The sequence below is a fragment of the Aquimarina callyspongiae genome, from assembly GCF_034322225.1.
Taxonomy (GTDB): domain Bacteria; phylum Bacteroidota; class Bacteroidia; order Flavobacteriales; family Flavobacteriaceae; genus Aquimarina.
Window position 1 is genome coordinate 24,235 of the sequence record NZ_JAXLPA010000007.1, and the last position, 26,014, is coordinate 50,248.

22 protein-coding genes are annotated in these 26,014 nt (G+C 31.2%); 13 read left to right on the plus strand and 9 right to left on the minus strand.

Features of this window, described 5'->3' with window-relative positions:
• Positions 1–26 precede the first annotated feature (26 nt).
• The 4 genes from U0D62_RS23050 to U0D62_RS23065 all read right to left on the minus strand — a co-directional run bounded on the left by U0D62_RS23050 (position 27) and on the right by U0D62_RS23065 (position 4,273).
• On the minus strand, positions 27–1,628 hold the full coding sequence (locus U0D62_RS23050; RefSeq protein WP_322289715.1) for an alanine/glycine:cation symporter family protein: 1,602 nt from the start codon (positions 1,626–1,628) through the stop codon (positions 27–29).
• 101 nt (positions 1,629–1,729) lie between these two features.
• A complete protein-coding gene (locus tag U0D62_RS23055) occupies positions 1,730–2,746 on the minus strand; it encodes a potassium channel family protein (protein WP_322289716.1) in 1,017 nt (338 codons plus the stop codon).
• Entirely contained in the window at positions 2,743–2,964 is a 222-nt protein-coding gene (locus tag U0D62_RS23060) for a PspC domain-containing protein (protein WP_322289717.1), read from the minus strand. The genes U0D62_RS23055 and U0D62_RS23060 overlap by 4 nt, the downstream gene beginning before the upstream one ends.
• A 28-nt stretch (positions 2,965–2,992) precedes the next feature.
• Positions 2,993–4,273: a DUF2851 family protein gene (locus U0D62_RS23065; RefSeq protein ID WP_322289718.1), complete on the minus strand. Its 1,281-nt coding sequence runs from the start codon at positions 4,271–4,273 to the stop codon at positions 2,993–2,995.
• Between the two features lie 77 nt (positions 4,274–4,350).
• Here U0D62_RS23065 and U0D62_RS23070 point away from each other — a divergent pair, with 77 nt between their 5' ends.
• Positions 4,351–5,205, plus strand: coding sequence for a peroxiredoxin family protein (locus U0D62_RS23070; RefSeq protein WP_322289719.1), 855 nt, complete (start codon positions 4,351–4,353; stop codon positions 5,203–5,205).
• Positions 5,206–5,536: 331 nt separating this feature from the next.
• Here U0D62_RS23070 and U0D62_RS23075 read toward each other — a convergent pair whose 3' ends face one another.
• The 3 genes from U0D62_RS23075 to U0D62_RS23085 all read right to left on the minus strand — a co-directional run bounded on the left by U0D62_RS23075 (position 5,537) and on the right by U0D62_RS23085 (position 9,416).
• Positions 5,537–6,517 (minus strand): helix-turn-helix domain-containing protein, encoded by a 981-nt coding sequence (locus U0D62_RS23075; protein WP_322289720.1) that lies wholly within the window; start codon positions 6,515–6,517, stop codon positions 5,537–5,539.
• 158 nt (positions 6,518–6,675) lie between these two features.
• On the minus strand, positions 6,676–8,037 hold the full coding sequence (locus U0D62_RS23080; RefSeq protein ID WP_322289721.1) for a pyridoxal-phosphate dependent enzyme: 1,362 nt from the start codon (positions 8,035–8,037) through the stop codon (positions 6,676–6,678).
• Positions 8,038–8,174: 137 nt separating this feature from the next.
• Positions 8,175–9,416 (minus strand): ABC transporter permease, encoded by a 1,242-nt coding sequence (locus U0D62_RS23085; RefSeq protein ID WP_322289722.1) that lies wholly within the window; start codon positions 9,414–9,416, stop codon positions 8,175–8,177.
• A gap of 8 nt (positions 9,417–9,424) precedes the next feature.
• Between U0D62_RS23085 and U0D62_RS23090 the strand changes: the two genes are divergently transcribed.
• From U0D62_RS23090 to U0D62_RS23130, 9 genes are all read left to right on the plus strand, one after another.
• Positions 9,425–10,756 carry an exo-beta-N-acetylmuramidase NamZ family protein gene (locus U0D62_RS23090; protein WP_322289723.1) on the plus strand — a complete coding sequence of 444 codons (1,332 nt, stop codon included), beginning with the start codon at positions 9,425–9,427 and terminating at the stop codon, positions 10,754–10,756.
• Between the two features lie 128 nt (positions 10,757–10,884).
• On the plus strand, positions 10,885–12,963 hold the full coding sequence (locus tag U0D62_RS23095; protein WP_322289724.1) for a tetratricopeptide repeat-containing sensor histidine kinase: 2,079 nt from the start codon (positions 10,885–10,887) through the stop codon (positions 12,961–12,963).
• Complete coding sequence (locus U0D62_RS23100; RefSeq protein WP_322289725.1) at positions 12,953–13,597, plus strand: response regulator transcription factor; 645 nt, start codon at positions 12,953–12,955, stop codon at positions 13,595–13,597. The genes U0D62_RS23095 and U0D62_RS23100 overlap by 11 nt, the downstream gene beginning before the upstream one ends.
• A 516-nt stretch (positions 13,598–14,113) precedes the next feature.
• Positions 14,114–14,533: a hypothetical protein gene (locus U0D62_RS23105; RefSeq protein ID WP_322289726.1), complete on the plus strand. Its 420-nt coding sequence runs from the start codon at positions 14,114–14,116 to the stop codon at positions 14,531–14,533.
• Positions 14,534–14,567: 34 nt separating this feature from the next.
• Entirely contained in the window at positions 14,568–15,185 is a 618-nt protein-coding gene (locus U0D62_RS23110) for a hypothetical protein (RefSeq protein ID WP_322289727.1), read from the plus strand.
• Between the two features lie 43 nt (positions 15,186–15,228).
• Positions 15,229–15,912: a Lipl32 family lipoprotein gene (locus U0D62_RS23115; RefSeq protein WP_322289728.1), complete on the plus strand. Its 684-nt coding sequence runs from the start codon at positions 15,229–15,231 to the stop codon at positions 15,910–15,912.
• A 506-nt stretch (positions 15,913–16,418) separates the two neighbouring features.
• A complete protein-coding gene (locus U0D62_RS23120; protein ID WP_322289729.1) occupies positions 16,419–21,230 on the plus strand; it encodes a hypothetical protein in 4,812 nt (1,603 codons plus the stop codon).
• Positions 21,214–21,855, plus strand: a complete 642-nt coding sequence (locus tag U0D62_RS23125) for a hypothetical protein (protein WP_322289730.1) — start codon at positions 21,214–21,216, stop codon at positions 21,853–21,855. The genes U0D62_RS23120 and U0D62_RS23125 overlap by 17 nt, the downstream gene beginning before the upstream one ends.
• Positions 21,856–21,871: 16 nt before the next feature.
• Positions 21,872–22,528 (plus strand): hypothetical protein, encoded by a 657-nt coding sequence (locus tag U0D62_RS23130; RefSeq protein ID WP_322289731.1) that lies wholly within the window; start codon positions 21,872–21,874, stop codon positions 22,526–22,528.
• Here the strand turns inward: U0D62_RS23130 and U0D62_RS23135 are convergent.
• Positions 22,525–23,043 (minus strand): YkgJ family cysteine cluster protein, encoded by a 519-nt coding sequence (locus U0D62_RS23135; RefSeq protein ID WP_322289732.1) that lies wholly within the window; start codon positions 23,041–23,043, stop codon positions 22,525–22,527. The genes U0D62_RS23130 and U0D62_RS23135 overlap by 4 nt on opposite strands.
• Before the next feature lie 88 nt (positions 23,044–23,131).
• Here U0D62_RS23135 and U0D62_RS23140 point away from each other — a divergent pair, with 88 nt between their 5' ends.
• Both U0D62_RS23140 and U0D62_RS23145 read left to right on the plus strand, forming a co-directional pair.
• A complete protein-coding gene (locus tag U0D62_RS23140) occupies positions 23,132–23,842 on the plus strand; it encodes a class I SAM-dependent methyltransferase (RefSeq protein WP_322289733.1) in 711 nt (236 codons plus the stop codon).
• Between the two features lie 116 nt (positions 23,843–23,958).
• A complete protein-coding gene (locus U0D62_RS23145) occupies positions 23,959–24,729 on the plus strand; it encodes a hypothetical protein (RefSeq protein ID WP_322289734.1) in 771 nt (256 codons plus the stop codon).
• 92 nt (positions 24,730–24,821) lie between these two features.
• On the opposite strand, the gene U0D62_RS23150 is transcribed toward U0D62_RS23145, so the two are convergent.
• Positions 24,822–25,205: a hypothetical protein gene (locus U0D62_RS23150; protein ID WP_322289735.1), complete on the minus strand. Its 384-nt coding sequence runs from the start codon at positions 25,203–25,205 to the stop codon at positions 24,822–24,824.
• Positions 25,206–25,314: 109 nt separating this feature from the next.
• Between U0D62_RS23150 and U0D62_RS23155 the strand changes: the two genes are divergently transcribed.
• The gene (locus U0D62_RS23155; protein WP_322289736.1) at positions 25,315–25,986 is read left to right on the plus strand and encodes an RNA polymerase sigma factor; all 672 of its coding nucleotides are present in this window, start codon (positions 25,315–25,317) and stop codon (positions 25,984–25,986) included.
• Positions 25,987–26,014: the final 28 nt, after the last annotated feature.

Sequence of the window (26,014 nt, forward strand, 5' to 3'; positions counted from 1 at the left end):
TATATTATTCATAAAAGATTGTTATCTTATTTTTTTGAGGCTTTTATGGCATCAAAATACCTACCTAATTCTTTTTTAACGACAGGGAATAAGAAGAATAATCCAACCATATTAGGAAATACCATTGCAAAAATCATTGCATCAGAGAAGGCCCAAATGGATCCCATACTAGCCGCTGCTCCAATAACAACAAATGTTAAAAACAATAATTTATATACTAAATCTGCTCTTTTACCTCTTCCGAATAAGAACTTCCAGGATTGTAATCCATAATAAGACCAGGAAATCATTGTAGATACTGCAAATAACACTACTGCAATTGTCAAGAATATATTAGAATAAGGAATGAATTTACCAAAAGCTTGAGAAGTAATCCCTGCTCCTTCATAAGAAACTCCATCAATTAATACAGCTCCACTTCCGTCACCTCCATACGTAAAAGCTCCTCCAGAATTAAAGATAATAATTACCAAGGCTGTCATTGTACAGATCACTACTGTATCAATAAAAGGTTCTAATAAAGCTACTAAACCTTCAGAAGCAGAATATTTTGTTTTTACTGCCGAGTGAGCAATAGAAGCCGAACCTGCTCCTGCCTCATTAGAGAATGCTGCTCGTTTAAACCCAACTAATAAAACACCAATAAGACTTCCTACCCCTACGGCTGTAGGGTTAAATGCTTCTTTAATAATTAATCCTATTGCATCGTCAATAAATGAGAAATTACTAAAAATTATATATAAACATGCAATGATGTACATCACCGCCATAAAAGGAACCACTTTTTCTGTAACAGAAGCAATACGCTTGATTCCTCCAATAATGATGATCCCTACAAGAATTGCTAAAACTATTCCTATCCAGAAACCAGCTCCAGCACTTTCAAGACCAAACATTTCTTTTAAAACAATCGTTGCCTGATTAGATTGTGCCGCGTTACCACCACCAAATGAACCTCCAATACAAAAGATTGCAAATAGAACTGCTGCAATTTTACCAAGGGTTTTAAACCCTTTTTCTTTCAATCCTTTACTTATATAATACATTGGACCTCCATACACAGTTCCATCCTCGCCAACATCTCTATATTGAACTCCTAATGTACATTCTACAAATTTTGTAGACATTCCTAACAATCCACATACAATCATCCAGAATGTTGCTCCAGGACCCCCAAGAGCAATTGCTAGTGCCACACCTGCAATGTTACCATTACCTACTGTTCCTGAAACAGCGGTTGCCAATGCCTGGAAATGACTTACCTCTCCTTCTTTACTTTCATCTCTTATAGTATCTGGAATATCTCCATCTACAGCTGCAGCTGGATCTCCTAAACTATGTCCTTCAACATCATCATATTTACCTCTCACTACATTAATCGCTTTTGCAAAATATCTAATATTTGGAAAACCAAAATAAATAGTAAAAAACAAGGCACTCAATACTAGTAGTATTATAACAAATGGAGCTCCTTCAAAAACTTCGAAGAAAATAACTTTAGAGAAAAAGTCCGAAACCGGCTTAAAACTTTCGTCTATTTTTTGATCTAGACCTTTTTCTGTGGTTTCTTGTGCAAATGTTAATAATGGGAGTGTGAGTGCTAAAATTGAAAGAAGAAATCTCTTCATGATAAAGTGAGTTAATTAATTTTTTGTTGTTTAAGAAGCGAGCAAGATGCTAAAAAAAACGGTTGTTTACAATTTTTTGTTGGTTAAATGTTTTGTAATACTCAAATATTGAATTCTTTATTAAGAAGATTTACTTGCTCTGGTCGACCTAAAATTACGATCTTAGAACCTGGTCTTAAAACGGTGTCAGCTTCAGGGTTTACAATATATTCTCCTTCTGGAGATTTATAACCTATAATAGTACATCCAGTTTTTGATCTCATATCTATTGTACGAATTGTTCTCTCTATCTTATCATCAAACATATCTTCAAACGACACTTCTTCTATATTGATTGATTTTCTACCCACAATAGAAAGGTTATCCAAAAATTCTATCAAATCAGGCACTACTACTAATGATGCCATATGATCCCCTCCTATTCTATCTGGCATAATTACATTATCCGCTCCTGCTAGTCGAATCTTTTTATACGATGTATCCTGAGAGGCTCTACTAATGATTTTAAGTTTTGTATTGATTTGTCTTGCCGAAAGTACTATAAAAAGATTATCCGCATCTTCTGGCAGCGTACAGATTAGACAAGATGCGTTTTTTATTCCTGCTTCAATTAAAACTTCATCTTCTGTGGCATTGCCTTTTAGAAAAAATAATGTATCACTTTGATATCTTTCAATAATATCAAAATCCTTTTCTATAATGATAAATGGCTTATTATAGGCTAATAATTTTGCTGCAGCCTGTTTACCATTACGCCCATAACCTACAATGATTATGTGATTATTTAAATGATGTATCATCTTTTGCGTTTTTCGATATTGTACTCTTTTAGGGTCGTTCTTACTCACAATAAATTCAGTAATCACCGATACTGAATAGGCAAATATTGCTACACTTGTCGAGATAAGAAATATGGTAAACAACTTTGCGTTATCATCTAGTGGTTGTACTTCACTAAAACCAACTGTAGACATAGTGATGACAGTCATATACAAAGCATCTATCCAAGAATAATCAGAAAAAAACCTAAATCCCAGAACCCCAATGCTGATCACTATAAACAATAGAATAACAGCAATGTACAATTTTGGCCGACCCCAATTATAAATATTTATCATAGATCAAATACAGAAGTTCGTTTAGTATATACCAGATCCTTTAACTTCAACCAAAACGCCATATTGAGATAGATCACAAAACCTAATCCTACCGTAGCAAATGTGAGATAGATAAAAAACAAACGTACATTCTTTGCACGCATCCCAAATCTATCTGCCAATCTACTGGAAACATAAAACCCGTTTCTTTCTAAAAAATGTCTGAGGTTGTATAGCATACCGCAAAATAATTATATTATCCTAAAATCAATCCTGATTTAATAAATAATTCCCTACAGAACATTTAAGACACGCCTTTTGGTCGCAGTAATTATTCTTGAGTTGAATCATTGCCTGAGAGTGCATTGCATTCTCTATATCTACATTTAAAGCACTAAATTTTTCAACTATACTGTTTTTTTCTTTTGGCAATTGAGAAATCAGTTCAAGAATTTCTTCTTCAGGGTCTTTACCTAAACTTCTGGCATAAATAAATTTAATCGGTATTATTGTATTTATTAGAACCAAATCAATAAAGGCATTCGTTAGTTTTTTTCTTTGTGAAGCAGATTCTTTTCCAAAATTATAATGATTATGCCAATATTCGCTAGTCTCTACTTTAAATAGCTTATAAAATTCATCTACTTTATCAATCCTTATAATATCTGTAAAGAGTTGTTGATTTTTATAATAAAGGTTTGCAAATTGAGCTAATCTTACTGTTGGGAAATTAGGAGGTCTCAATCTGAAAAATTGAAAAGGCAACACCCCATTATTATTAAGCTTAAATTTATTTTTGAGGAAATCATACTCATTGTGAAGCTCTAAAACATATTCTTCTTTAGTATCTGCTTCTAGCAGATTAGACTGCCCAAAAAACAAAGCCTCTAATCGCTGTAAATCATCACTACACTTTCTTACTATAGAAAAATCCATGGAATTAGCTAAGCTTAAAAAAGCATCTCCATTAACTTTTAATCCAAAATTTTTAGAAAGTAATTTAAACAAAACTGCTTCCCAGTTGTTTGCTGATTTCTCTAATAAATCATAAATCAACATTGATTTTTGTTCAAGTCTTTCTAAGTACAAACGTTCTTGCAAATTAGATATAACAAAATCAGAGACTTCTTTCAATTGTTTATCACAACTAATCCAACGCTTATTGTTGTCTTTAAAGAGTTTATGGTAACGCTTCAATACCTGATCTACCACATGATCCTTCAACTGCAAAGTAGGAATGATTGAATTGTCTTTCCGAAAAACCTCAACATCATCTTCCCAAACCACATGAAGGATAACATTGTCGTATGCAGGATCATTCTCATGATTATGAACATACCAATCGCTTGATTTTTTATGCACTTCAACGTTTCCTGCCCACTTTTGATTATCAATTATCAATCTTGAATTAAAAAAATCAGGACCAGATTTATCAACATTATGAATCCCAATTTGTTGAAGAATCAAATCTTCTCCTTGAGTAGTTTTTAGATTAGTAACACTAAACTTTTTATGCTTCCATAAATACTGTAAAAAATCTTCATTCATAGATGATGAAAGTAATAAAATTTATGATAATCTTGTAAGTCGATATAAATATCTATGACCAATCACAAAACCCATTTATGAAAACTGTACTGAAATCTATCTTTATATCAATATTTCCAGTCATAGCTCTTTATTTTGTAATTGACAGTGTCATTCATCTAATAAATCACGGAATATCGTATCGGTATATCGGTAGATTGATGGTATCTGTTACAATAGCATCATTTTTTCTCGGGCTTTTTATCAAACCTGTTGCGAGAACTGAAGCCAATCCAAAATTTTACACTTTGCTAATAGCTATAGGATTTATTATTAGTTTGATTGCTGGCGGAATTATACAACAGGATTTTTTAGGTTCTTTGCCAACTGTTGGTTTATTTATAGGCTGGATTTTATATATAAAATGGTATTCTACTTTTGAAAACAGAAAGGAAAATACCGTTATTAAAGTTGGTAAGCTTTTACCAGAACTCAATTTACAGGATCCTGATAAAAACGAAATTAATACTTCTATGTTTATGAATAATCCTTCTATTTTTTTATTCTACAGAGGTAATTGGTGTCCTTTATGCATGGCTCAAATCAAAGAAATTGCCTCTCAATATAAAGAACTGGAAAAAAGGAATGTTAATGTAGTTTTTATAAGCCCTCAACCTCACAAACACACAAAATCGCTCGCTAAGAAATTTGAGCTCAATTTTATTTTCTTAATAGATCAAGGTAATAAAGTTGCTAGGCAACTAAACATTTTTGCGAAAAATGGAATTCCTATGGGTTTTCAAACTTTAGGTTATAATAGCGATACTGTAATGCCTACAGTTATTATTACTGATAATAATGGAAAAATTATTTTTAGTGATTTAACTGACAATTATCGAGTACGACCAGAACCAGAAACTTTTATTAAAGTTTTGGATCAACATATCGTGTAACACCAAGTATTTTGAGTCTGATTTTAAGCCCTTCAAAAAAAAATAGGCTCTTTGTAGGAAAAAACACAAAATTTCAAAACTAACCCACTCAAAATAGTACGATATCACTCCTTAATTCTTAAAATCTAGTTAATTAGGTGGAAAAATGTACTATTGGTAACATTTTTTGTATTAATGGAAATTATTGTAATAGATTCATTTATTTACTTTGTTACCATAATAGAAGGGAAAACTATTATTTCATAAAAATATAAAGATTACAAAACCCTAAGCTTAGTTGAGTTTGTGTTAGGTTATTGATGGTTGTCATTTTTTGACGACCATCTTTATTTTATACATTTATGTCAGGATATACATCGAATCGGTCATAAAAAGCTTTTTTAAACTTTGAAGAATTCGAATAATTAAGATTATCCATCACTTCTTTAATCGACAATCCCTGACTAAAAATCATATTATAAGAACTTTCCAACTTTTTATTATTAAAAAATTCTAGAGGAGTTTTATTATGTATTTCTTTAAACATATTAAAAAAATTAGTTCTACTCATATGAGCCATAGTTGCTAATTGATCAACTCCAACAAAAGGCTCATGAAGACTATTTTCTAAATAAGTGCTTACTTTATATATATTACCAACCTGATTACTATTAATATTAAATGGGTTACTTTCTGTTTCCCACTTTTGTACATCTTTCCAAAAAGTTTCTAATAATTTAATCCCTCTAGCTACATAATAGAGATAATTCTCTACCTTTTTAATATCTGGATTCACAATCTGGTCAAAAAGATGTGATTGCTTATATGATAAATAGAATTTGTTGATATGTTGGTGAGAATATCTAATATAGTTATCAACTCGTTCTGCCATATCATTACTTTTGATAAAGTAAGGCCTTGTATACGAACTTTTAAGAACTATCATCGTAGATTTTACTTCTGCTCCCTTGGTTATAAAGACACGTTCTCCCTGTCGGGCGTCCATACATCTCATATTTCCAGGCGTATAACTATCAGAATATTCACTAACTATTTCATTTTCCTTAATTTCATGGTTCAAGGCATATTTACGAAAATGTAGTATGATATCTTTTTCTTTAATTGGTTCTCTAACATATTCTATATCAGCATTTGCTTTATAATTGTTAACAAGAAGAAAAACTTCTGGAGATATCTTATAATAGGAGAGATAACCTTCTCCTATTTCTGGAGGAAAATGAATCTGATCACAGGTACTATTGGGATCTAATTGAGATCTAAAATAATCCCTAAGTGTGTTTATGTCAGAAAAATCAAATGAATACCTATACATAACCTTCCTTTTAATACGGTTCCTTACATTTATAGATTAGCACCTGACCTTATAGTTGCGCTAAAAACAACCTAAAAATAGATTGGGGTATAAAAACAACCCCTTTACCAACTTTAAAATATTGGTAGAGGGGATAATATTTCTATAAATATAATAATTTATTTTATATGACTTATCACATCATATTTGGTAATAATATGATGTTTTCCATTTTCTAAGGCTACGAGTACTGCTGGATTTCCGTTTTTGATAAGTTTAGATATTTCGTCAAGTGAAGTTTTAGCATTTACAATTGGGAATGGGGCTTTCATTACTTCTTTAATAGGAGTACTATCCATACTCTTATCATCTAAAAATGCTGTAAATAAAGCGCTTTCATCTACAGAACCTACAAAACCTTCTGTATCTACTACAGGTATTTGTGAAATCTGGAATTTACGCATTCTTTCTATAGCATGAGATACAAGCTCTTCTGTTTTTACAGTAACCAATGGCTTTTCTGCATGATCCTTTATAAGGTCTACCGCTGTAGAAACATCTTCATCAAGAAATCCTCTTTCACGCATCCAATCGTCATTAAACATCTTACCTACGTATCTACTTCCATGATCATGAAATAAAATAACTACTACATCATCTTTAGTAAAATTTTCTTTCAGTTGTAATAATCCTTTTATTGCTGCTCCTGCACTATTACCCAAAAACATACCTTCTTCTTTTGCCAGTTTTTGTGTATAAACAGCAGCATCTTTATCCGTTACTTTGGTAAATCCATCTATTACAGAAAAGTCAACATTCTTAGGTAAGATATCTTCTCCAATACCTTCTGTGATATATGAATAAATTTCGTTTTCGTCAAAAATACCTGTTTCGTGATATTTTTTAAAAACGGATCCATATGTATCTATCCCCCAAATTTTTACATCTGGATTTTGTTCTTTCAGATATTTACCAACTCCTGAAATTGTACCACCCGTGCCTACTCCAACAATAAAGTGTGTTATTTTACCTTCAGTTTGTTTCCAGATCTCAGGACCTGTACTTTCATAATGAGCTATTGCGTTGGAAGGGTTATCATATTGATTAACGTACCATGAATTTGGTGTTTCTTCTGCCAGTCTTTTCGAAACTGAATAATATGATCTTGGATCATCAGGTTCCACATTTGTTGGACAAACCATTACTTTGGCACCTACAGCTCGTAAAATATCCATTTTTTCTTTGGATTGCTTATCTGCCATAACACAAATTAGCTTATATCCTTTCACAATAGCTACCAATGCTAGTCCCATTCCTGTATTTCCAGAGGTTCCTTCTATTATCGTTCCTCCTGGTTTTAATCTTCCATCAGCCTCAGCATCTTCTATCATTTTTAAAGCCATACGATCCTTAACCGAGTTTCCTGGGTTAAAAGTTTCATACTTTGCTAATACTAGTGCTTCTACATCATTTACTAAAGCATTCATTTTTACCAAAGGAGTGTTACCAATGGTTTCTAATATATTTTTTGCGTATTCCACAAGCGTAAAATTAGGTGATTTTATATATAAGCTTTCTTTACAAGAAATATTTGCAAATCATTAATCTATTATAATTTTTTGCCCTGCAAAGATACAATCTAGATCAACGACTGGCAATTTTTATAACTACTAAGGAATTATTCAAATCGAATTGCTTTTACGGGTGTTATTTTAGAAACAATATATGATGGAATTAAAAGCATCAAAAGACAAAGTATCAATGTTCCTATATTTAATAAAAATATGTATCCGGTACTAATATAAATTGGTGCCGTACTTACATAATAAGTTGCAGGATTAAGCCCTATTACACCATATTGTTGTTGAATAAACAACAAACCAATCCCAATAACATTGCCCCAAAAAAGACCAATTGCAATAAGATAAGCCGCATTGTACAAAAATACTTTACGAATACTCCAATCCGAAGTCCCCAAGGCTTTTAACATACCAATCATTGGAGTTCTTTCTAGGATCAAAACCAATAAAGCGGTTATCATATTAATACCAGCAACCAGGATTATGATTCCGATAATCCCAATAATATTAAGATCAAAAAGCTTTAACCATTCAAATATTGTTATATATTTCATCGCAATGGTTTTACTATCTAAGGTAGAAGGTATATTTTCAAAAATCTCCTGACCTTTCTGATCAATCTCGTCAAAATCATCTATAAATATTTCAAAATTCCCTACCTCATCCTCTTGCCATTTATTCATTCTTTGAATATGCCTAATGTCTGCAAAAAGAAAAGTTTCATCAAATTCTTGAAAACCTGAATTATAAATCCCTACAATTTCAAAAGCTCTTATATTAGGCCTTGAATTAGCCGTTGAGTTCTTTTTTAAAAAATAAGTAATCGCCTTATCTCCTATCTCCAGGTTTAATCTACTGGCAATATGAGCAGAAAGTAAAATCTCCTGATTTAATTTATCAGTAAAATCAGGTAATCGCCCCTCCACAAGAAACTCTTTAAAATAACTCCAATCATAATCTTGCCCAACGCCTTTTACTACAACACCTTCAAAATCCTCTTCAGTTCTTATTACCCCAGTCTTTGTAGCAACTCCCTGCATATGTGTTACTCCTTCAACATCTTGAAAATCCGGATAAAAATCTTGGTTTATCTTAATAGGTATCAAAGATTCTACACTATTATTGTTATCAAAATTAGAAATTACAACATGCCCATTAAAGGCGGCAACTTTTTCTCTTATTTTACGTTGTAAACCTACACCTGTAGCAACTGTAATGAGCATCATGATCATACCTATTGCAATGGCAAAAATTGCAATTTTTATGATCGGAGTAGATATGCTACTTTTATGTTCCTTACCTTTGATAAGGCGTTTGGCAATAAAATATTCGAAATTCAAACTTATCTATGGTTTTTATCAGAAATGCATTCAAAAATACGTTTTTATTCGTTTTTATCATTTTTATTTCTTGTGGAAACGGAACAAAAATAATATCTCAGACTTCATCTACTGACACAAAGACGATAGAAGATGAAAAAAGTGTCATCACTGAAAGTGTAATACAGGATAGTATAGATGTCCCTAAACCAATAATTATTGGAGCTAATCAAACAGAGTTATACCTTCCTTTGTTAGAGGGCAAAAAAGTAGCCATTGTAGGAAATCAAACTTCGGTAATCTTTAAATATCCTAACATTACACCACTAATTGAAGATCCTATACAATCTTCTTCTTTTAAACAACACACTCATCTTGTTGATTCTTTATTATCCAGAGACGTTAAAATTAAAAAAGTATTTGCGCCAGAACATGGTTTCAGAGGTAAAGCAGATGCTGGAGAGTTAGTTGCAGATGGTAAGGATATTAAGACCGGGCTTCCTATAACTTCTTTATACGGTAAAAATAAAAAACCTTCTAAAGGTTCATTATCGGGAATTGATATTGTTGTTTTTGATATACAAGATGTAGGAGTTCGATTCTATACATATATCTCGACTCTTCATTATGTTATGCAATCTTGTTCAGAAAATAATATTCCGGTTATTATACTAGATCGACCTAACCCAAACGGTCATTATATTGATGGCCCTACTCTTAAAAAAGAACATTCGAGCTTTGTAGGTGTACATCCCATACCATTAGTACACGGTATGACTATAGGAGAGTATGCTCAAATGATTAATGGCGAAGGGTGGTTAGGTAATAATTTAAAATGTAAAATAACTGTTATCCCTATAAAAAATTATACTCATAATACTCCGTATAGTCTACCCATACGCCCTTCTCCCAATTTACCTAATGATAAAGCTATTAACCTATACCCAAGTCTAGGTTTTTTTGAAGGAACTACAATCAGCGCCGGACGCGGAACAGAAATGCAATTTCAAATATTTGGTTCTCCCGATTTAACTGTCGAAAAGTACGATTTTGTTTATGTCCCTCAGCCTAATTTTGGAGCTAAATATCCTAAACATCAAGGAGAACCTTGTTATGGTAAAGATCTTACTAAAGTCGAAAATCTTGATCGTGTCAACTTAGAATGGTTAATCGAGGCCTACAATAATTCAAAAGATAAAAAACGCTTTTTCAACACCAAATCTTTTACAATTCATGCTGGGACTGAACAACTTCAAAAACAGATTGAACAAGGTTTTACTTTTAGGGAGATTCGAAAAACTTGGTTAGCTGATTTAGAAAACTTTAAAAAAACAAGAGCACAATATTTATTATATCCTTAAGAACTCAAGACCCCTGTTTTCAGGGGTATAATAGTAGGTCATAATTCATAAATTTGCGTATGTTAAAGTTTCTATTAAAGTTAATTATTTGTACTATTATATGCGTTGCAAGCAATCTCCACGCGCAAATGGATGATACAAAAATGTCTTCCCCACCTAAAAAACTTACCACTCAATACAAGGAAAAAAAATTAATTGATAGTATATACAAACTATTCAATAATGGTCAATCAAAGAAAGCATATCAACAAGCACATTATTTATTAAAAAAGGTTAAAAGTGATCGAGCCAAAGCTAATGTTAATTTACTTTTAGCATATTATTTCAAGAATAGATCATTAATTGATTCTTCTATGTATTATGTTAACGAATCATTAAAATTTAATAAAATAAATAATGATTCGCTTCAAACCAGATCGCGAATTCTTGCATATAATGTACGAGCCATTAATTATAAAAACAAAGGATTATTTGAAGAAAGTAAAAAATGGCACTTAAAAGGAATTCAGGAATGTAATAAGTTTAGTGAGGAAGATTTATATTATACTCATACCCATGGTTTAGCTTTAAGTTACAGCGAGATGGGAGACCATAATCGAGCTTTAGAACTTTTTAAAAAATGTTTAGAATATGAAGGTGATCCTGAAATCATCTACGGTAGTTACATTAACATAGGTATAATTTATGCTTCTATTGAAGATTATGAATCTTCAAATGAATATTTCAAAAAAGGACTTGAATTAAGTCAAAAGAAAAAAAACTATCAGGCTTTAGCTATAATTAAGCTTAATCTAGCTTCTAACGCACAAAATCAAGAAAATCTACCCGAAGCTCTTTCTCTTTATGAAGAAACCGCTGAAATAAGTGACAAACATGAACTAAATAGAATAGGTTTAATTGCCAGGATGAATGTTGGAAGTGTCTTAATTGATGCAGGAAACTACAAGGATGCAGAACTTATTTACTCCGTAGCATTACATGATGCTATAGAATTAGGACTTCTTAATCAACAATTAAATATTTATGAAAATTTAAAAGAAATTTCAATACAACAAGATAATTATAAGAATGCGCTTAATTTTTTATCCAAATATTTTAAAGTCAAAGATTCAATCAGCAAGCTTCAAAAGATAGAAGAAATTAATGAGTTAGAGGTAAAGTATGAAATGCTTCAAAAAGAAAAAGAAATAAAAATACTACAGGTTGAAAATAAAAACCGAAGATTAGAATTAATCAATCAAGAAGAAGCTATTAAAAATTTAATGCTTCAACAAGAGGTTGAAAAAAAGGAAACCGAGAGCGCCCTCTTAGAAATTAAAAGCGCAAAAGAGCGCATGCAAAAAGAAAATATTATTCTAAAAAAAGATGATGAGATTCAGCAAGCAAAGCTTTCCCGACAAAAAAGTATTAAAAACACCATATTATATTCTTTCCTAATTCTTCTTATTCCAGTCATCGGACTATTGATTACATATTATCAAAAACTCCAGGCGCAAAGCGAATTAAACAAAAAACAAAAAGAAATCAGTAAACAAAAAATTACTTCTTTACTAAAAGATCAGGAGCTTAAAGTAATCAAAGCTTCTATAGAAGGGCAAGACAAAGAAAGACAAAGAATTGCTCAGGAATTACACGATGCTATAGGAGGAAATCTTGCTGCTATTAAATTGCAATTAAACAATGGCAATATCATTGAAAACGGACAACCACTTACAACCATAAATACTCAAATTGACGATACTTATGAACAGGTTAGGAATCTATCTCATAACTTGATTCCGAAAAAATTTAGCAGAAATAATTTTTCTGATGTTCTTGAAGAATATTTTAACAATATTGCTGAAGCTAGTGAGTTATATACTTCTTTTGTAGTATATCCAAGAAAAGAAATCGATGAAATTGATGAAAAATTACAAGTAGAGTTATTCAAAATTATACAAGAACTAATTACTAATACCATTAAACATGCTAGAGCGACTTCTATAGAACTTCAAATCAACTTTATAGAAAATGAATTAAGCATTATGTTCGAAGATAATGGGGTTGGTTTTGACACAAAAAGAATTGTTGATGGTATAGGTTTTGAAAACATAAAAAATAGACTAACAAAAATATCAGGTATTTTAAACATAGATTCTCGTATCAAAAGAGGTACCTTGATTCATATCCAAATTCCAACACTAATAAATCACACAAATGAAGTATAATCTAATTATAGTAGACGATCACAAAATGTTCTTAGATGGTTTACTAAGTATTCTTAATGAGGAGAAAGATTACAATATCGTATTAACTGCAAAAGACGGGAAACATATCGCCAAATATCTGGAGATAAATCCTGATGAAAAGATAGATCTTATTATTACAGATATAAGCATGCCAGAATTAGATGGTATTTCTCTAAATAAGATTGTTAAAGACAGAAAAACAAGTATCAAAACTCTTGTTGTAAGCATGCATAATGATGCTGATATGATAGATAATCTTATCGAACATAATGTAGATGGTTATGTACCAAAAAATGCGGAAAAAGAAGAACTTTTAAAAGCTATACAGACCATTTTAAAAGGAGAGAAATATTTCTCAAAAGAAATCAAAGATATTTACTTAGAAAATAAATTTTCAAAGAAAAAGCAAGAAGAGATTAAGTTAACTCAAAGAGAAGTTGATGTTATTACATTAATTGCTCAAGAGTATACAACTCAAGAAATAGCAGACCAATTATTCTTAAGTAAACATACTATAGAAAGTTATAGAAAAAATCTTATTGCCAAACTCAATGTTAGAAATTTAGCTGGGTTGACCAAATATGCTCTAAAGATGAAATACATAAAAGCTTAGTGAAAGTATGCTAATATAATCCGTATTAAGTCCTAGAACTTTGTCAAGAAGTTTTTAGGTGCAATATTCAATTATAATACAGTACCGCTGTAGTGATAGCTAACTACCCCAAAGTTAGTCCACCAGTCATCGATTGAGAAAACAATTTTTACATCTCCAAACAAGTTCGGAGAATTAAACTCTACAATATAATGTGAAAAAATTAGTAAAACTGTAGTATTTGAAGTAATCGAAAATTACAATAGATTTTCCAGTGTATAAAACAGGTTAAATGATATCACTCACTTTGACATTTTTTGAGCTTACACCGCAAAATTATTGGTGGATTCACTCATATCAACCACCATAAACAGTGTTTCTACAGAAAGGGGTCCCCCCTGTTTACAGGGTAATGATTTTCACTAGAAAAGGTGTTTTGCCCAGCACACATAAAACTCATCTTTGTACTGTGATTTTTGGCTAACTAATAATCCTAAAATCATTAAAACATTTACTAACCCTTAAAATTTAAAAATCATGACTTGGGGAATCACATTAATTTTACTAAGTATTATCGCAGTACCATCATTATTATTATCCAAAAAACCTAATGCAAAAGAGCTTTTAGAAAAAATCGAACCTTATCAAGGATGGATCGGTTTAGTATTCTGTTTTTGGGGAGTATGGGGAATTATTTCATCTGTTTTAGGATTATCATGGCTTGCTCATTTTCCAGTACGTTGGGTAACTTATTTAGCAGGTAATATTATTATGGCTGTATTAGGATTTATGCTTGGTTTTGGGATGATTAACAAACTACTTTTATCCAAAAATGAAGCTGCCAAAGAAAAAGCAAATGAGTTAAGAGCAAAATTAGCTCCTAAACAAGGTAAACTAGGGATTCTAGGATTAATCGTGGGTGCCGCAATGATAGTATTATCATTCTTGTCATTCTAATATTTCTTGATTACTAACCTAATTATCTGTAAAAATGAGAACGCTAGTTTTTATATTTCTTATCACCTTTACTTCTATGTTTTCTCAGGGAAACACAGATAGGACAATCACGGTAATAGGAGAAACAAACAAAAAAGTAGAGATTGGTTATTATCATCTTAGCATCTCTTTAAAAGAAGTAGTTTCTGATGGTTATCAACAATTAGAATCAAAAACCTTATCTGAAGTAATACAAATGTATAAGGATCGATTAAAAACCATAAATGTTGATTTTAATGCTTTTCAGAAGAACATTCCACTTCAATTATACTCTTCATATGGAGAGATAAAAGATGCGATGTGTTATAATTATACTACAACTTCTCAAGAAGAAATATTAAATATTATCAAGCAAAGAATGAAGGGTCTTACTCTTGTTCAGGTAGAAACAATAGCAAAAGAGAAATCCAATGATCAATTGGCAATTCTAACTACTGCTGCTATTGAAGATGCCAAGATAAAAGCTAAAAAAATCGCAGATAAGCTTAATAAAAAATTAGGTGATATTATAAAGGTTGAAAACTCTAATGCGGGCATAGAATATGTTAACGTATATGGGTTAGATGAACTTCAAAAATATCAGGTTACAGTAACATTTACAATGAAACAATAAAAGTGTGTCTAACATAAATAAATAACAACAAAAAATTAAAATAATGAAAACAAAGATCTTAATTCTACTAAGTATAATCGCTTTAGGAAGTTCGACTAGCATACAAGCGCAAAAACTAAAAAAGTTTGGAAGCTCAATTGAGAAAAAAATAGGGCCAAAAACCATTAAAGTACCATATACTGATGTAGTATCATACCTTGGATATGCCGCTCCTGGTAATGAAGATGAAGTAAAAGATGGTAAAAAATTCTATTACATCTATGTATGGATTCCGGCTGTAGCTCCAGAACTTGGAGTGAGAATGATGTCTCCAGTAGGTAAAGCAAAAGTAAAAAATGCTATCAAATCAAAAGGATATACAGATAATGCAAAATCTGGGGATTACTTTGATACTTATATTACTCTTGAGCGCTCTGATATTATCAGTAAAGATAATATTAGTCAGGATGCTGTAGATGGTGCTAACTGGGTAACATTAGAAAGAAATGATGATAGTGGCGAAATGCCAAAACAACCTAGCGGAAGCTCATACAACTCTTTGTTAAGGTATAAAAGTGAAGTAAGTGATCCTTTAAAAGCTTTAACTGTTGGGTTATATCGCATTGGTTTCACAACCTATAAAAAAGGAGAAGTAAAAGGTACTTTCCTAGCAGAAGTTGCGGCTCCAATCAAACTACCGGGTGTAGTAATGGCCAAAACCATAGAAGAATTAAAAAAAGGGCTGTAAAACAAAACCAATAATAGACACACCTTAAATAGTTATTCCTATATTTTTTGAATTTAAAAATATAGGAATAACTTCTACAAACCATTCTCTATCAAGAGTAACAGAAAACATACGCTCTACAATAAAATAAAATTGATAAAAATCATATAGAAAGAAGTAGATTTTTAGGGTTTAAAATCTATACTCAGATGACCTGAAATTAGTCAAAATCCCATAACATGTTAGTATAATTATGATGAAATCAGGTCATCTTCTAACAATTTAATACCAGGAAGTATATGCTTTTTTTGCAGATAGATATCAATATCATTTTTTGGGAATACCCATTTTCCTAATCTGGATGACCAAGATAGAAGGTAATATAGCCGGTTTTATCTATTTGCCTATATCTATTTTTTTTTACCGTAGTTGTGGGAACAATCTTCCTGATAAGAATTACATTAATCTGGTCATATCTTAAAAAAATCATTATATCTTAATTCAGCATATCAAAAAATTTCTTAATCATGACACTAAATATTACCTCATCTATAGAATCTCAGCTTAAAAAAATCATTGATCGGGCTATTGAATCTGAAAAAATCAATACGGATACCTTGCGAATGATTATTATTTCACCTAATGAAACTTTTGACTCTCTTAAAGTCACTTATAATAACAGTTGGGACGAATACTACTATGAATCCGAATACAATGATGCAGGTGAAATAGGTGTTATTTCTATTAGCGAATGGTTAGATATTGCTGATGCTACTTTTGAAAACAGAAAACAAATAGATCCTAATTATATTAATAAAGCCAAAGAGTACAATCATAAATATCATAAACTAAAACCTGTTTTATCTTTTAATCATATTCAGGAAGAGTTATACAAGAGTTATTTAATATGCTTAAGAGAAAAGCTTTTAGAGCAAATTAATACGGCTATTTGTAATGTAGCTATATCATATTCTCCAGATGTATTTCACCATTTAGTAGGTTTTATACTACATAATGTTGTTTTTAATCGTAACTCTAATGAAGACAATAGAGTTATTGCCTTTAATCATCCAAATGGTTCAGGTCCTTTTTATAATGTAAGATTAACATTACCTAACTTTAAAATTTCTTATCCCTTTCTGAAATTTTATAAAACTGGTTTTAATTTATTTTATCCAAAAAGCAATATTTATGAAGGTTCAGAAGAAGAAAGCAATATTTATACGTATGATATAAAAGATTTCAATTATAGTTATATAAAATCAAAACGCAGAGAAAAAGCAATATTTAGGTTACATGATGAATTTGAAGATTGGAATCTTGGTGGCGGACATATAGAAGAGGAAGAAGGTGATCTATCAGAAGAAGCTTTTTTTAATGCTTATGATACGTTCTTAGAACAATTTCCTGATAAGGTCCTTGACGTTGATAATATTCCAAATCCTATTGAAAACGAAACTGCTTTTCAAACATGGTTAGATATCATTATTAATAACAATTTGGCTATAACCTATGAGCATAAAGAGCTTATTTACGGTTATAGTGAAGAGGCTTATAAAAAAGCAATTCAATTATTTCCTGTAACTCATAAAAGTTATGAAGGCTTTAAAAAATACCTGTCTTCAAAATTTTATTCTCAAAACAGATATGATGAATCACTGGAAATTCTGAATACAATCAAAAACCCTTCTGATCATGAAAAAACACATATTCTTGAAATCTTATATTTCCTTAACCATAAAGAAGAATTTGAACATATTTATAATGGACTAGAAAATAAGAGTGCCAAGAGCGATGTCTTATTTATTAAATGGTTATTTGATATCCGAGAATTAAATAACGATTCACAGAAAATTTTAGAATTAGAAAAGGAGATCACAGTGTTTCTCGATAGCAAAATAAATTATGATACTGCTAATAGAGCCCGGTTAGCACTAATGAAAATTTATACCGTTCTAAATGATGATCAAAAAGCGACGTATTTGTTTACCAGATTAGATCATCCTTCTGATCATTTAATTCAATTATTTTTAAAAGAGTTTTCTGATGTTCCATATTTGATTGATGCGCATAAAAGTTATCTTTCTAAAGAACAGAAAAAAAAGGATTTCGCCACTTGGGTAGAAGAATCCTCTTTAATTATTCCAGAAACTGAAAAATCAGAGGTTGAAACAACTCCTTATGAGGATTGTTATTACATGACTCACAAGATTAAAGATGTTAATCTACAATGGGCTGTTCCTATCCATAACGATAAATTCGTTGCTGTTAATGATGATAAACAGCTTTATCTGGGAGAAATCACAAGTTCCTATGAAGTAACTAAACACGATAGTCTACAACTTGATAAAGACAATACATATAAATTCTTTTATGAGAATGAAATTATCTATGTAGCAGATTACAATAACGGAATTACACAATATAGAATTCAGGAAAACGCAATCATTAAACTTGAAGGAGTTATTAAAAACCAAAACGTTCTATCTAAATACAAAAGTATTACGGTATCTGATGGGCATTTATATGCTTGCAACAATGAATACTTAGAAATTTTTGATCTTTCAACAAAAGAACTTATCTCATCAGAACTTTTTATTGATAGTGGTTTTAGTTTACATGTCTATCAAAATATATTGGTGGTAGAGCCTAGTTCAAGGTTACTTGTTTTAATTGATATCAACGACAAAAGTAACCCGACATATGTATCTTCTATTAAAGATAATCATACCTATAGCAATAATCATATAGCATTTATTGATAACTATTTAATAGGAGGAACTATCATAGAAATTAGTAATCCTAAATCTCCTAAATATATTTGTCATACAAGGGATGAAGTAGCGCCGATCTATTATTTTTCAGAAAAACCCAAAGTACCATTATACAGTACAGGAGGCGAATATCTTTTTAAAACTATATCTGAAGATCATAATAACATCTCCTCCATTAATTGGTTAGAAAGTATCAATAAAGAAAACCTATATTATGAGCCTTTAACCAGTAACCTGGCTACCATATATGATAATGATACGGTTATAGGTTTTACTCCTTATAATATATGCATTCTTAAAAAAGGTAAAAACCCAAAATTCAAAAAACAACAGTTTGATATCCAACCAATTTTAAAAAAAATGTCCTCGGAGTGTTTTGAATATTTGGTAAATAACCATCCTGATTTTAAACTAGGCAAAATCGTTTTTGAACATAAACCAGATTATGGAGTTATTTCTCTTTCATTTCAGGAATGTTCCAGTTTTGTAAATAATATTAACATTTTTGATGAACCAAAACTTCCTGTAATACAAAGCAATTTTAGTATTTATAGTTATTTCCGGGATGTTGAGGATGTGGATTATGATACGCTCACTATGGAAATGCAGTTTGATCTTCATCCAATTGTAGAAGAACTCATTATAGATCCGAGATTTGATAATATTGCCTCAAAATATGTGGCGGTAATCGTAAATAATGAATCCAGATATTTACATTATCCTAATAACATTTGGAAACCTTATAGAGAACAAATCATATCAAAAGATCCTGAAACTGTTGAAAATATCTTACTAAGTGAAAATGATAATCTCCTCAAGAAATTATCAAAAAGAATGGCCTCAGAACAAAATATTCCAGATGAGTTAATTCGTATTTTAAATTTAAAACCTGGTAAAGAACAAGCTAAACTTAATAGTAAAGTCATTTCTAATGAATCTATACAAAAAAGTAAAGCTACATATATCAGAGGTCCTCTTTTTAATAAAACCGAAAAGGAAGAAAGCCTTGATATTAAAAAACTAAAAAAAGAAGCTTTTAGAGTATTATCATCTCATCCAGATAGAAAATTCTTTAGAGATATTATTTTTAATGGAGCCAAGTATGGCATACCGAAACCTGTTTTAAGTGAAATCCCGGATCAACCTAATATAAAACCAGCATATATTTCGATTTTGGTAAATAATTGGTATGGGTTATGGGATGAATTTTCTGAAGATCCAAAAATAAAACCTTTCTTGATCAGCGTTATAGACAAGATCGAAGACACCCATTTAAAGATCAAATTAGCCTATCGATATGAGTTATACACACACGCTTCTATCCAGGAATACATACAAAACTTATTAACCGACAAATACTACATTCTTGACTATCATCACTACATAGGGGATGATTCAAACGGAAGTGTTAATATTTCTAAACTACCTGTTGACGTCATCAAACCTTTTGAAGAACAATTGTTACAACTACATCAACAATATAAAACAGAAATAGATGAAGATCAAAAATACCGTATTAATAATATGATCACTCCAATCTGTGGTATGCTTAATAAATTAGGTCATGAAGTTTTTCCAGAAAAACTAATGTCAAAAGTAGAATCAGAGAGAAGATATCTTGAAGAATATGAGGATAATATGTTTGGAGAAGATCTTGATGACTATGAAAGTGAAAATGCTTTCTTATTAAAATTATACAGAAGTCAAAAAGTTAATCAGATTTTAAAAAGCTTCGAAACCGATAAAGAAAACCCTGTATGGAACAATAATATATCTCCAGAGCCATATAAAAAGTCATGGTATAAGACTATTGATCAACTTATAGACAAGGGTACAGAAATTTATGGTGATGATTTTAAGAATATATTCATATCACGTTTATCAACTAATATTCCTAAGGACGATAATTATGAAAACGATAGATTAATTGCTTATAATTTTATCAATTATACTTATAAACGTATCCAGAAAAAACCTGAATTGGCAAGTCTTGCAGAAATTCTGGTTACAACCATAAATCAGAATAAAGATAAATTTTCGCAAGATATTGATCTATACAAAATCAAAGAAAAAAGTAAATATGCTCTGCTACAAGCTGCATGGAATGATCTTAAGAACAAAGAATGGGACCTGGCAGAACAGAAAGGAGATGCTATTATCCAAATGGATTCTCAATTTGGTCAGGTATATTTTCTAAAAGCACGATTACTATGGTTAAAAGAAGGAATTCCTGCATATCTGGATCGTGAACAAGAGTTTATTGATAAAGCCTCTCATGATGCGGCAGCTTTAGCAAGATTATATAACCTAACAGGTTGTGCATTAGATATTCAAAAAAAATATAAAGAAGCATTACCTTATTTTAAAAATGCAGCTCTTACCGCCACCAATGAACCTATGTATTTGGCAAATATTGCAGAAATTTATTACAAGCTCAAAAATCCAAAAGAAGCTTTGAACTATGTTAAAAAAGCAAAGCAGAATGGACAGGCTTCAGAAATGATAGATGAGATTATTAAAAACAAAGGAATTATTAATCCCAAAGAACATGAAGACAACAACTAATGTTATAATAATTCTACTGCTTTTTCAGATGACAAATGCTCAAAATTCAGATACACAGAAACAGATTAAAAATCTAGTCGATACAGGACGAGATCATATCATCCAAATAGCACTAGATGAGATACAGCCCAAAGACAGAGCAAAACTAACTCAAGAAGATTTTCATTTTATAAAAGTCATGGTTAGTGACAAGAGAATCATGGTTTATTTTGGATATAATGTAATCTATGTTCCTAAAAACATAAGTGTTTATACAGATATAACTGTCGAATTACCTTCAAGAACTATTTCTATGAGTAATGCTGGTAGTGGATCAAAAAGTTCGTTTTTTGTTTCTACTCCCGAAAACAAAAAAATTATAGATTTTATTCTAAATGCTATTGGTACTGACAAAAGCATTCTTAAAAAAGGGAATCGATGGTCTTTGCAAATGATTATATATGAAGAAGACACAACCTACACGGTAGATACTTCCTCTAGAGATCCCTATCTGGGCGGCGGTTTTTCTAAAGAAGAAATACATAAGGAAACTGGCGAAATTCTATCAACATTGAGCGGACATTATGAACCAGCTCCTATAATTCCTGGAACAGAAGAAGAGAAGTTTATTGAAATAACAAATTAAAAAACTATTTATAATTATGATCAATATCTGGAATCCTCTTATTGGAGGTCAAGAGAAAAAAGAAGCTATTTCAAAACATTTAAGTTTTTTGTGCAAAAACGAAGATGATATAAAAGCTCTTCATAAAATTATGAATCAATTTATAAAAGCAACAGCAGATAACGATCGCTTATTACTCACGTTTCAACACGCACTATATGATGATGATGAAGTAATTATAGAATGTCTTGCCCCTTTTACTGGTGATCAAGGTCCTAAATCCTGGGTAGAAGTTGCCAATATACATAATGGAATCTTCTGGGAATCTCTTGGTGGTGGCTATATTGGTTTTAATGGTCTACAAGAAAAAGGATACGCTATCGATCAAAGCTGGGAATATGAAGCTTTAGAAGAAGCTGAAGAAGAGAATAGTGAATTCATTGAATCTCTTACAAAACATGGGTATGGTACCGAAGATACCGAAGGTATTATCGATTATGGGCAAAACTGGGTTATTGCACATCCCGGAAAGATGAATCAATTAAATGAACCTACCTTATATTTTGTATCTTATGGAGATTGTGAAGCGGTTTTAATCCAAAAGGCACAGAATATGACTATGGGCCAGGTTTTACTTAGAATGATAGCAGCATATATTCTGGATGAAGACTATTTTTCTGAAATTTATAATTAGGCACGCCTGTTACTCTTATGTTCTAATGATATTATAGTTTTCATTTTTTCTACGATGTTGTAAGCAGCAGGACAAATCGCAACATTATGCATTGTTATATCAGATATCTGATGAAATTTTTTACGATCAGTATGCGGGTATTCTCTACATCCTTTTGGGCGCACATCGTAGATCAAACAATAATTATCTGCTGCCAAAAAAGCACAAGGAGTTTCTTGTAAAACAAAATCCCCATCTTCATCTTTTTTTAGATATTGTTCTTCAAACTGATGTGATTTCATTTTCATATGCTTTGCTATTCGATCTACATCCTTATCCGTAAATAAAGGTCCAGTTGTTTTACAGCAATTGGCACACTCCAGACAATCTGTATTTCTAAACTCTTCCTCATGTAAATCCTGCATCACTAAATCCAGATTCTTAGGTGGTTTCTTTTTAAGCTTAGTAAAGAACTTTTTGTTCTCGTTATGCTTATCTTTGGCGAGTTTTGGCAATTGATCTATAAATTCTTGCATGTGGCAAAAGTAGTATTTAAAGTACGAAGTAAAAAGTACTAGCCTTAAGACAATACATTAAAAACAAGATTAATTATATCTTATCATAATGAATAAGGACATTTTTGGAATAGCAATACAAGATTTTTACAACAATAATCACCCTACAGATATTACTGTGCAAGCTCCTGACTTTGATGATGACATCATTCCTGTTTCTTACCTTTTCAGAACATATTCAGAAATGCCTAAGATCGAGCAAAAAGCGTTGGATCTTTCTTCTGGAAAAACCCTTGATGTTGGATGCGGCGCTGGTAGTCATAGCCTATATTTACAAGATAAAAAAAACCTGGATGTAACTGCAATCGATATTTCTGAAGGCGCTATTGATATTTGTACAAAAAGAGGGATTCATAATACCTTGGTTAAAAATATCTTTGATTTTAATCACCAACAATACGATACAATTCTTCTTTTAATGAATGGAAGTGGAATCATAGGTAAATTAAATCAAATTGACAGGTTTTTTTCACACCTTAAAACACTCTTACTACCAAACGGGCAGATCCTTATAGATTCTTCAGATATTTCTTATTTATTTACCGATGATGATGGAGGTTTTTGGGTAGATGCATCATCCGGATATTATGGTGAGATGCAATACAGACTAAGTTATAAAAACCAAAAATCAGATTGGTTTGATTGGTTATATATAGACTACAACACACTTCAAAATGCAGCAAATGCTAATGGTTTAATTTGTGAGTTAATTCTTGAAGGAGAACATCATGATTTTTTGGCTAGACTTACACGGCAATAAAACTCGTCTATTTGTAGTTTAATATATTATTGATGGTATGATCTTTGATGCATGAAAACAAGTTTCTGACAAATAAATACTCGGGAATAAACTAACTATTTTCTAAAAATAAATTTATGCAAATCACCAAACTGCTGAGCGTATTGATATTTACCTCTTTAGTATTAGTAGGTTGTTCTAATGATGACGATGCTGATACTATAGACCCTCAACAAGTAGCAAATAGACAACCTTTAGGAAGTTCTGCCAATGATTTGTTAAGTGATAATAATTTTAAAGGATTAACTATAGAAATGATCTCGGTTCAAGGTTTTGAACCAACAACCACTGCCGTAAATGCATTTAAAAACTTTCTTGAAGATCGTCTTTTTAAACCTGATGGTATAACGATTAATCAACGATCTGTAACGTCTTCTAATCGAGCTCCTTTTACTATAGAAGAAATTTCACAAATTGAAACTGATGTGAGAACGACTTTTAATCAAGGAGATGAGATTACTGTCTATATATATTTTGCTGATGGTAGCAACGACGGTGATACGAATACCAGGGTTACATTAGGTAGTGCATATCAAAATACGTCTATTGTTATTTATGAAGGCACGCTACGTAATTTAAGTAGTCGTCCTAATGCTCCTATGCTATCGACTATAGAAGCAGCAACTCTCAATCATGAATTCGCACACCTTTTAGGTTTAGTAAATATAGGTACTCAATTACAATCTCAGCATGAGGATACAGAATCCAGAGGGCATTGTAATGTACAAAGTTGTTTGATGGAAGCAGCAATCGAATTTGGTTCTGGTATGATGGATATGTTGGGTAATGGAGTTCCAGCACTTGATCCACTTTGTATAGCAGATTTACAAGCAAACGGAGGAAAGTAAGTTCTTTCATGAAGTACTGTTATACAACAGATTGGCACTAACTACTTCTAAAAACCACTATTATTAAGAATCACACCTCCCTCCTGTTTATCTTAATTATTCTTGGTTACCATCTCATTGGTAGCTAATGTTGCTAATGAAAATGCACCAATTGCCATAACAATATCTCGAACCGCAACATCAATAAATTTACCACTAAATAATAAGGTTAATGCGATTGCTAATAACCACCCCATAACTACATATCCTCCTATTTTAGGTCGGATAAGTACCATAATCCCTGCTATTATTTCAATAACACCTACGATCGCCATAAAAATTGAAGGTTTAAACGGAAGTAAATCAATTAATCCCGATGACATGTATTGGCTCCAATCTGTCAAAATATTTATAAACTTATCTAATCCCGCCACTATAGGAACAAGTCCATAGGTATATTTTAATACTGTAAAAACTGTTTTAGTATTCGAATCCATTATTTTAAGTATTTTTAGTTATTCGGTATTTAGATAAAAAAAGAAAGATTTGGTTACAGAACTTTGTAACTTTTTGATGTCTTTTTAATCTAAGAACTAAACAAACGTTATGGATCCCATTAAAATTAACGATTACAAAACTTTTAAAATATCAGATACGGATGTGATAACTCGAATTCTTTCTGGTGAAAAAGAATTGTATGAAATTTTACTCAGAAGAAATAACCAGAAACTATATCGAGTTATACGAAGTTATATTTCTGATCAAAGTGAAATCGAAGATCTTATGCAAAATACATATCTGAAAGCCTATGAAAAATTGTATCAGTTTAAATCCAATTCACAATTTTCGACCTGGTTGATTCGAATAGGTATTAATGAAACCTTAGCTCGATTAAAAACCAAAGGAAAATACCTTGATCTACAAATATCGGAAACTGCAACTTCTAATGATTTCATATTAGAGATTCCAGATACTGAACAAGTAAACCCTGAAAAGAAAATGATACGACAAGAAGCAAAACAAGTATTAGAAGATGCTATTGATCGATTAGATATTAAATATAAATCAGTATACATGCTTCGCGAAATTGAAGGTATGAGCATCGCAGAAGTTGCAGATTGTCTATCATTAACCACATCGAATGTAAAAGTACGTATTCATCGTGCAAAAGAAATGATCAGAGAAGAGCTATATGAACTTTCTCTTCATACCGATGTTTTCGAATTTGGTTTTAGTAAATGTGACAAACTAGTAGAAAAAGTAATGACCAGAATCTAATCTCTAAATCTTTTTCTTTTAGATGATT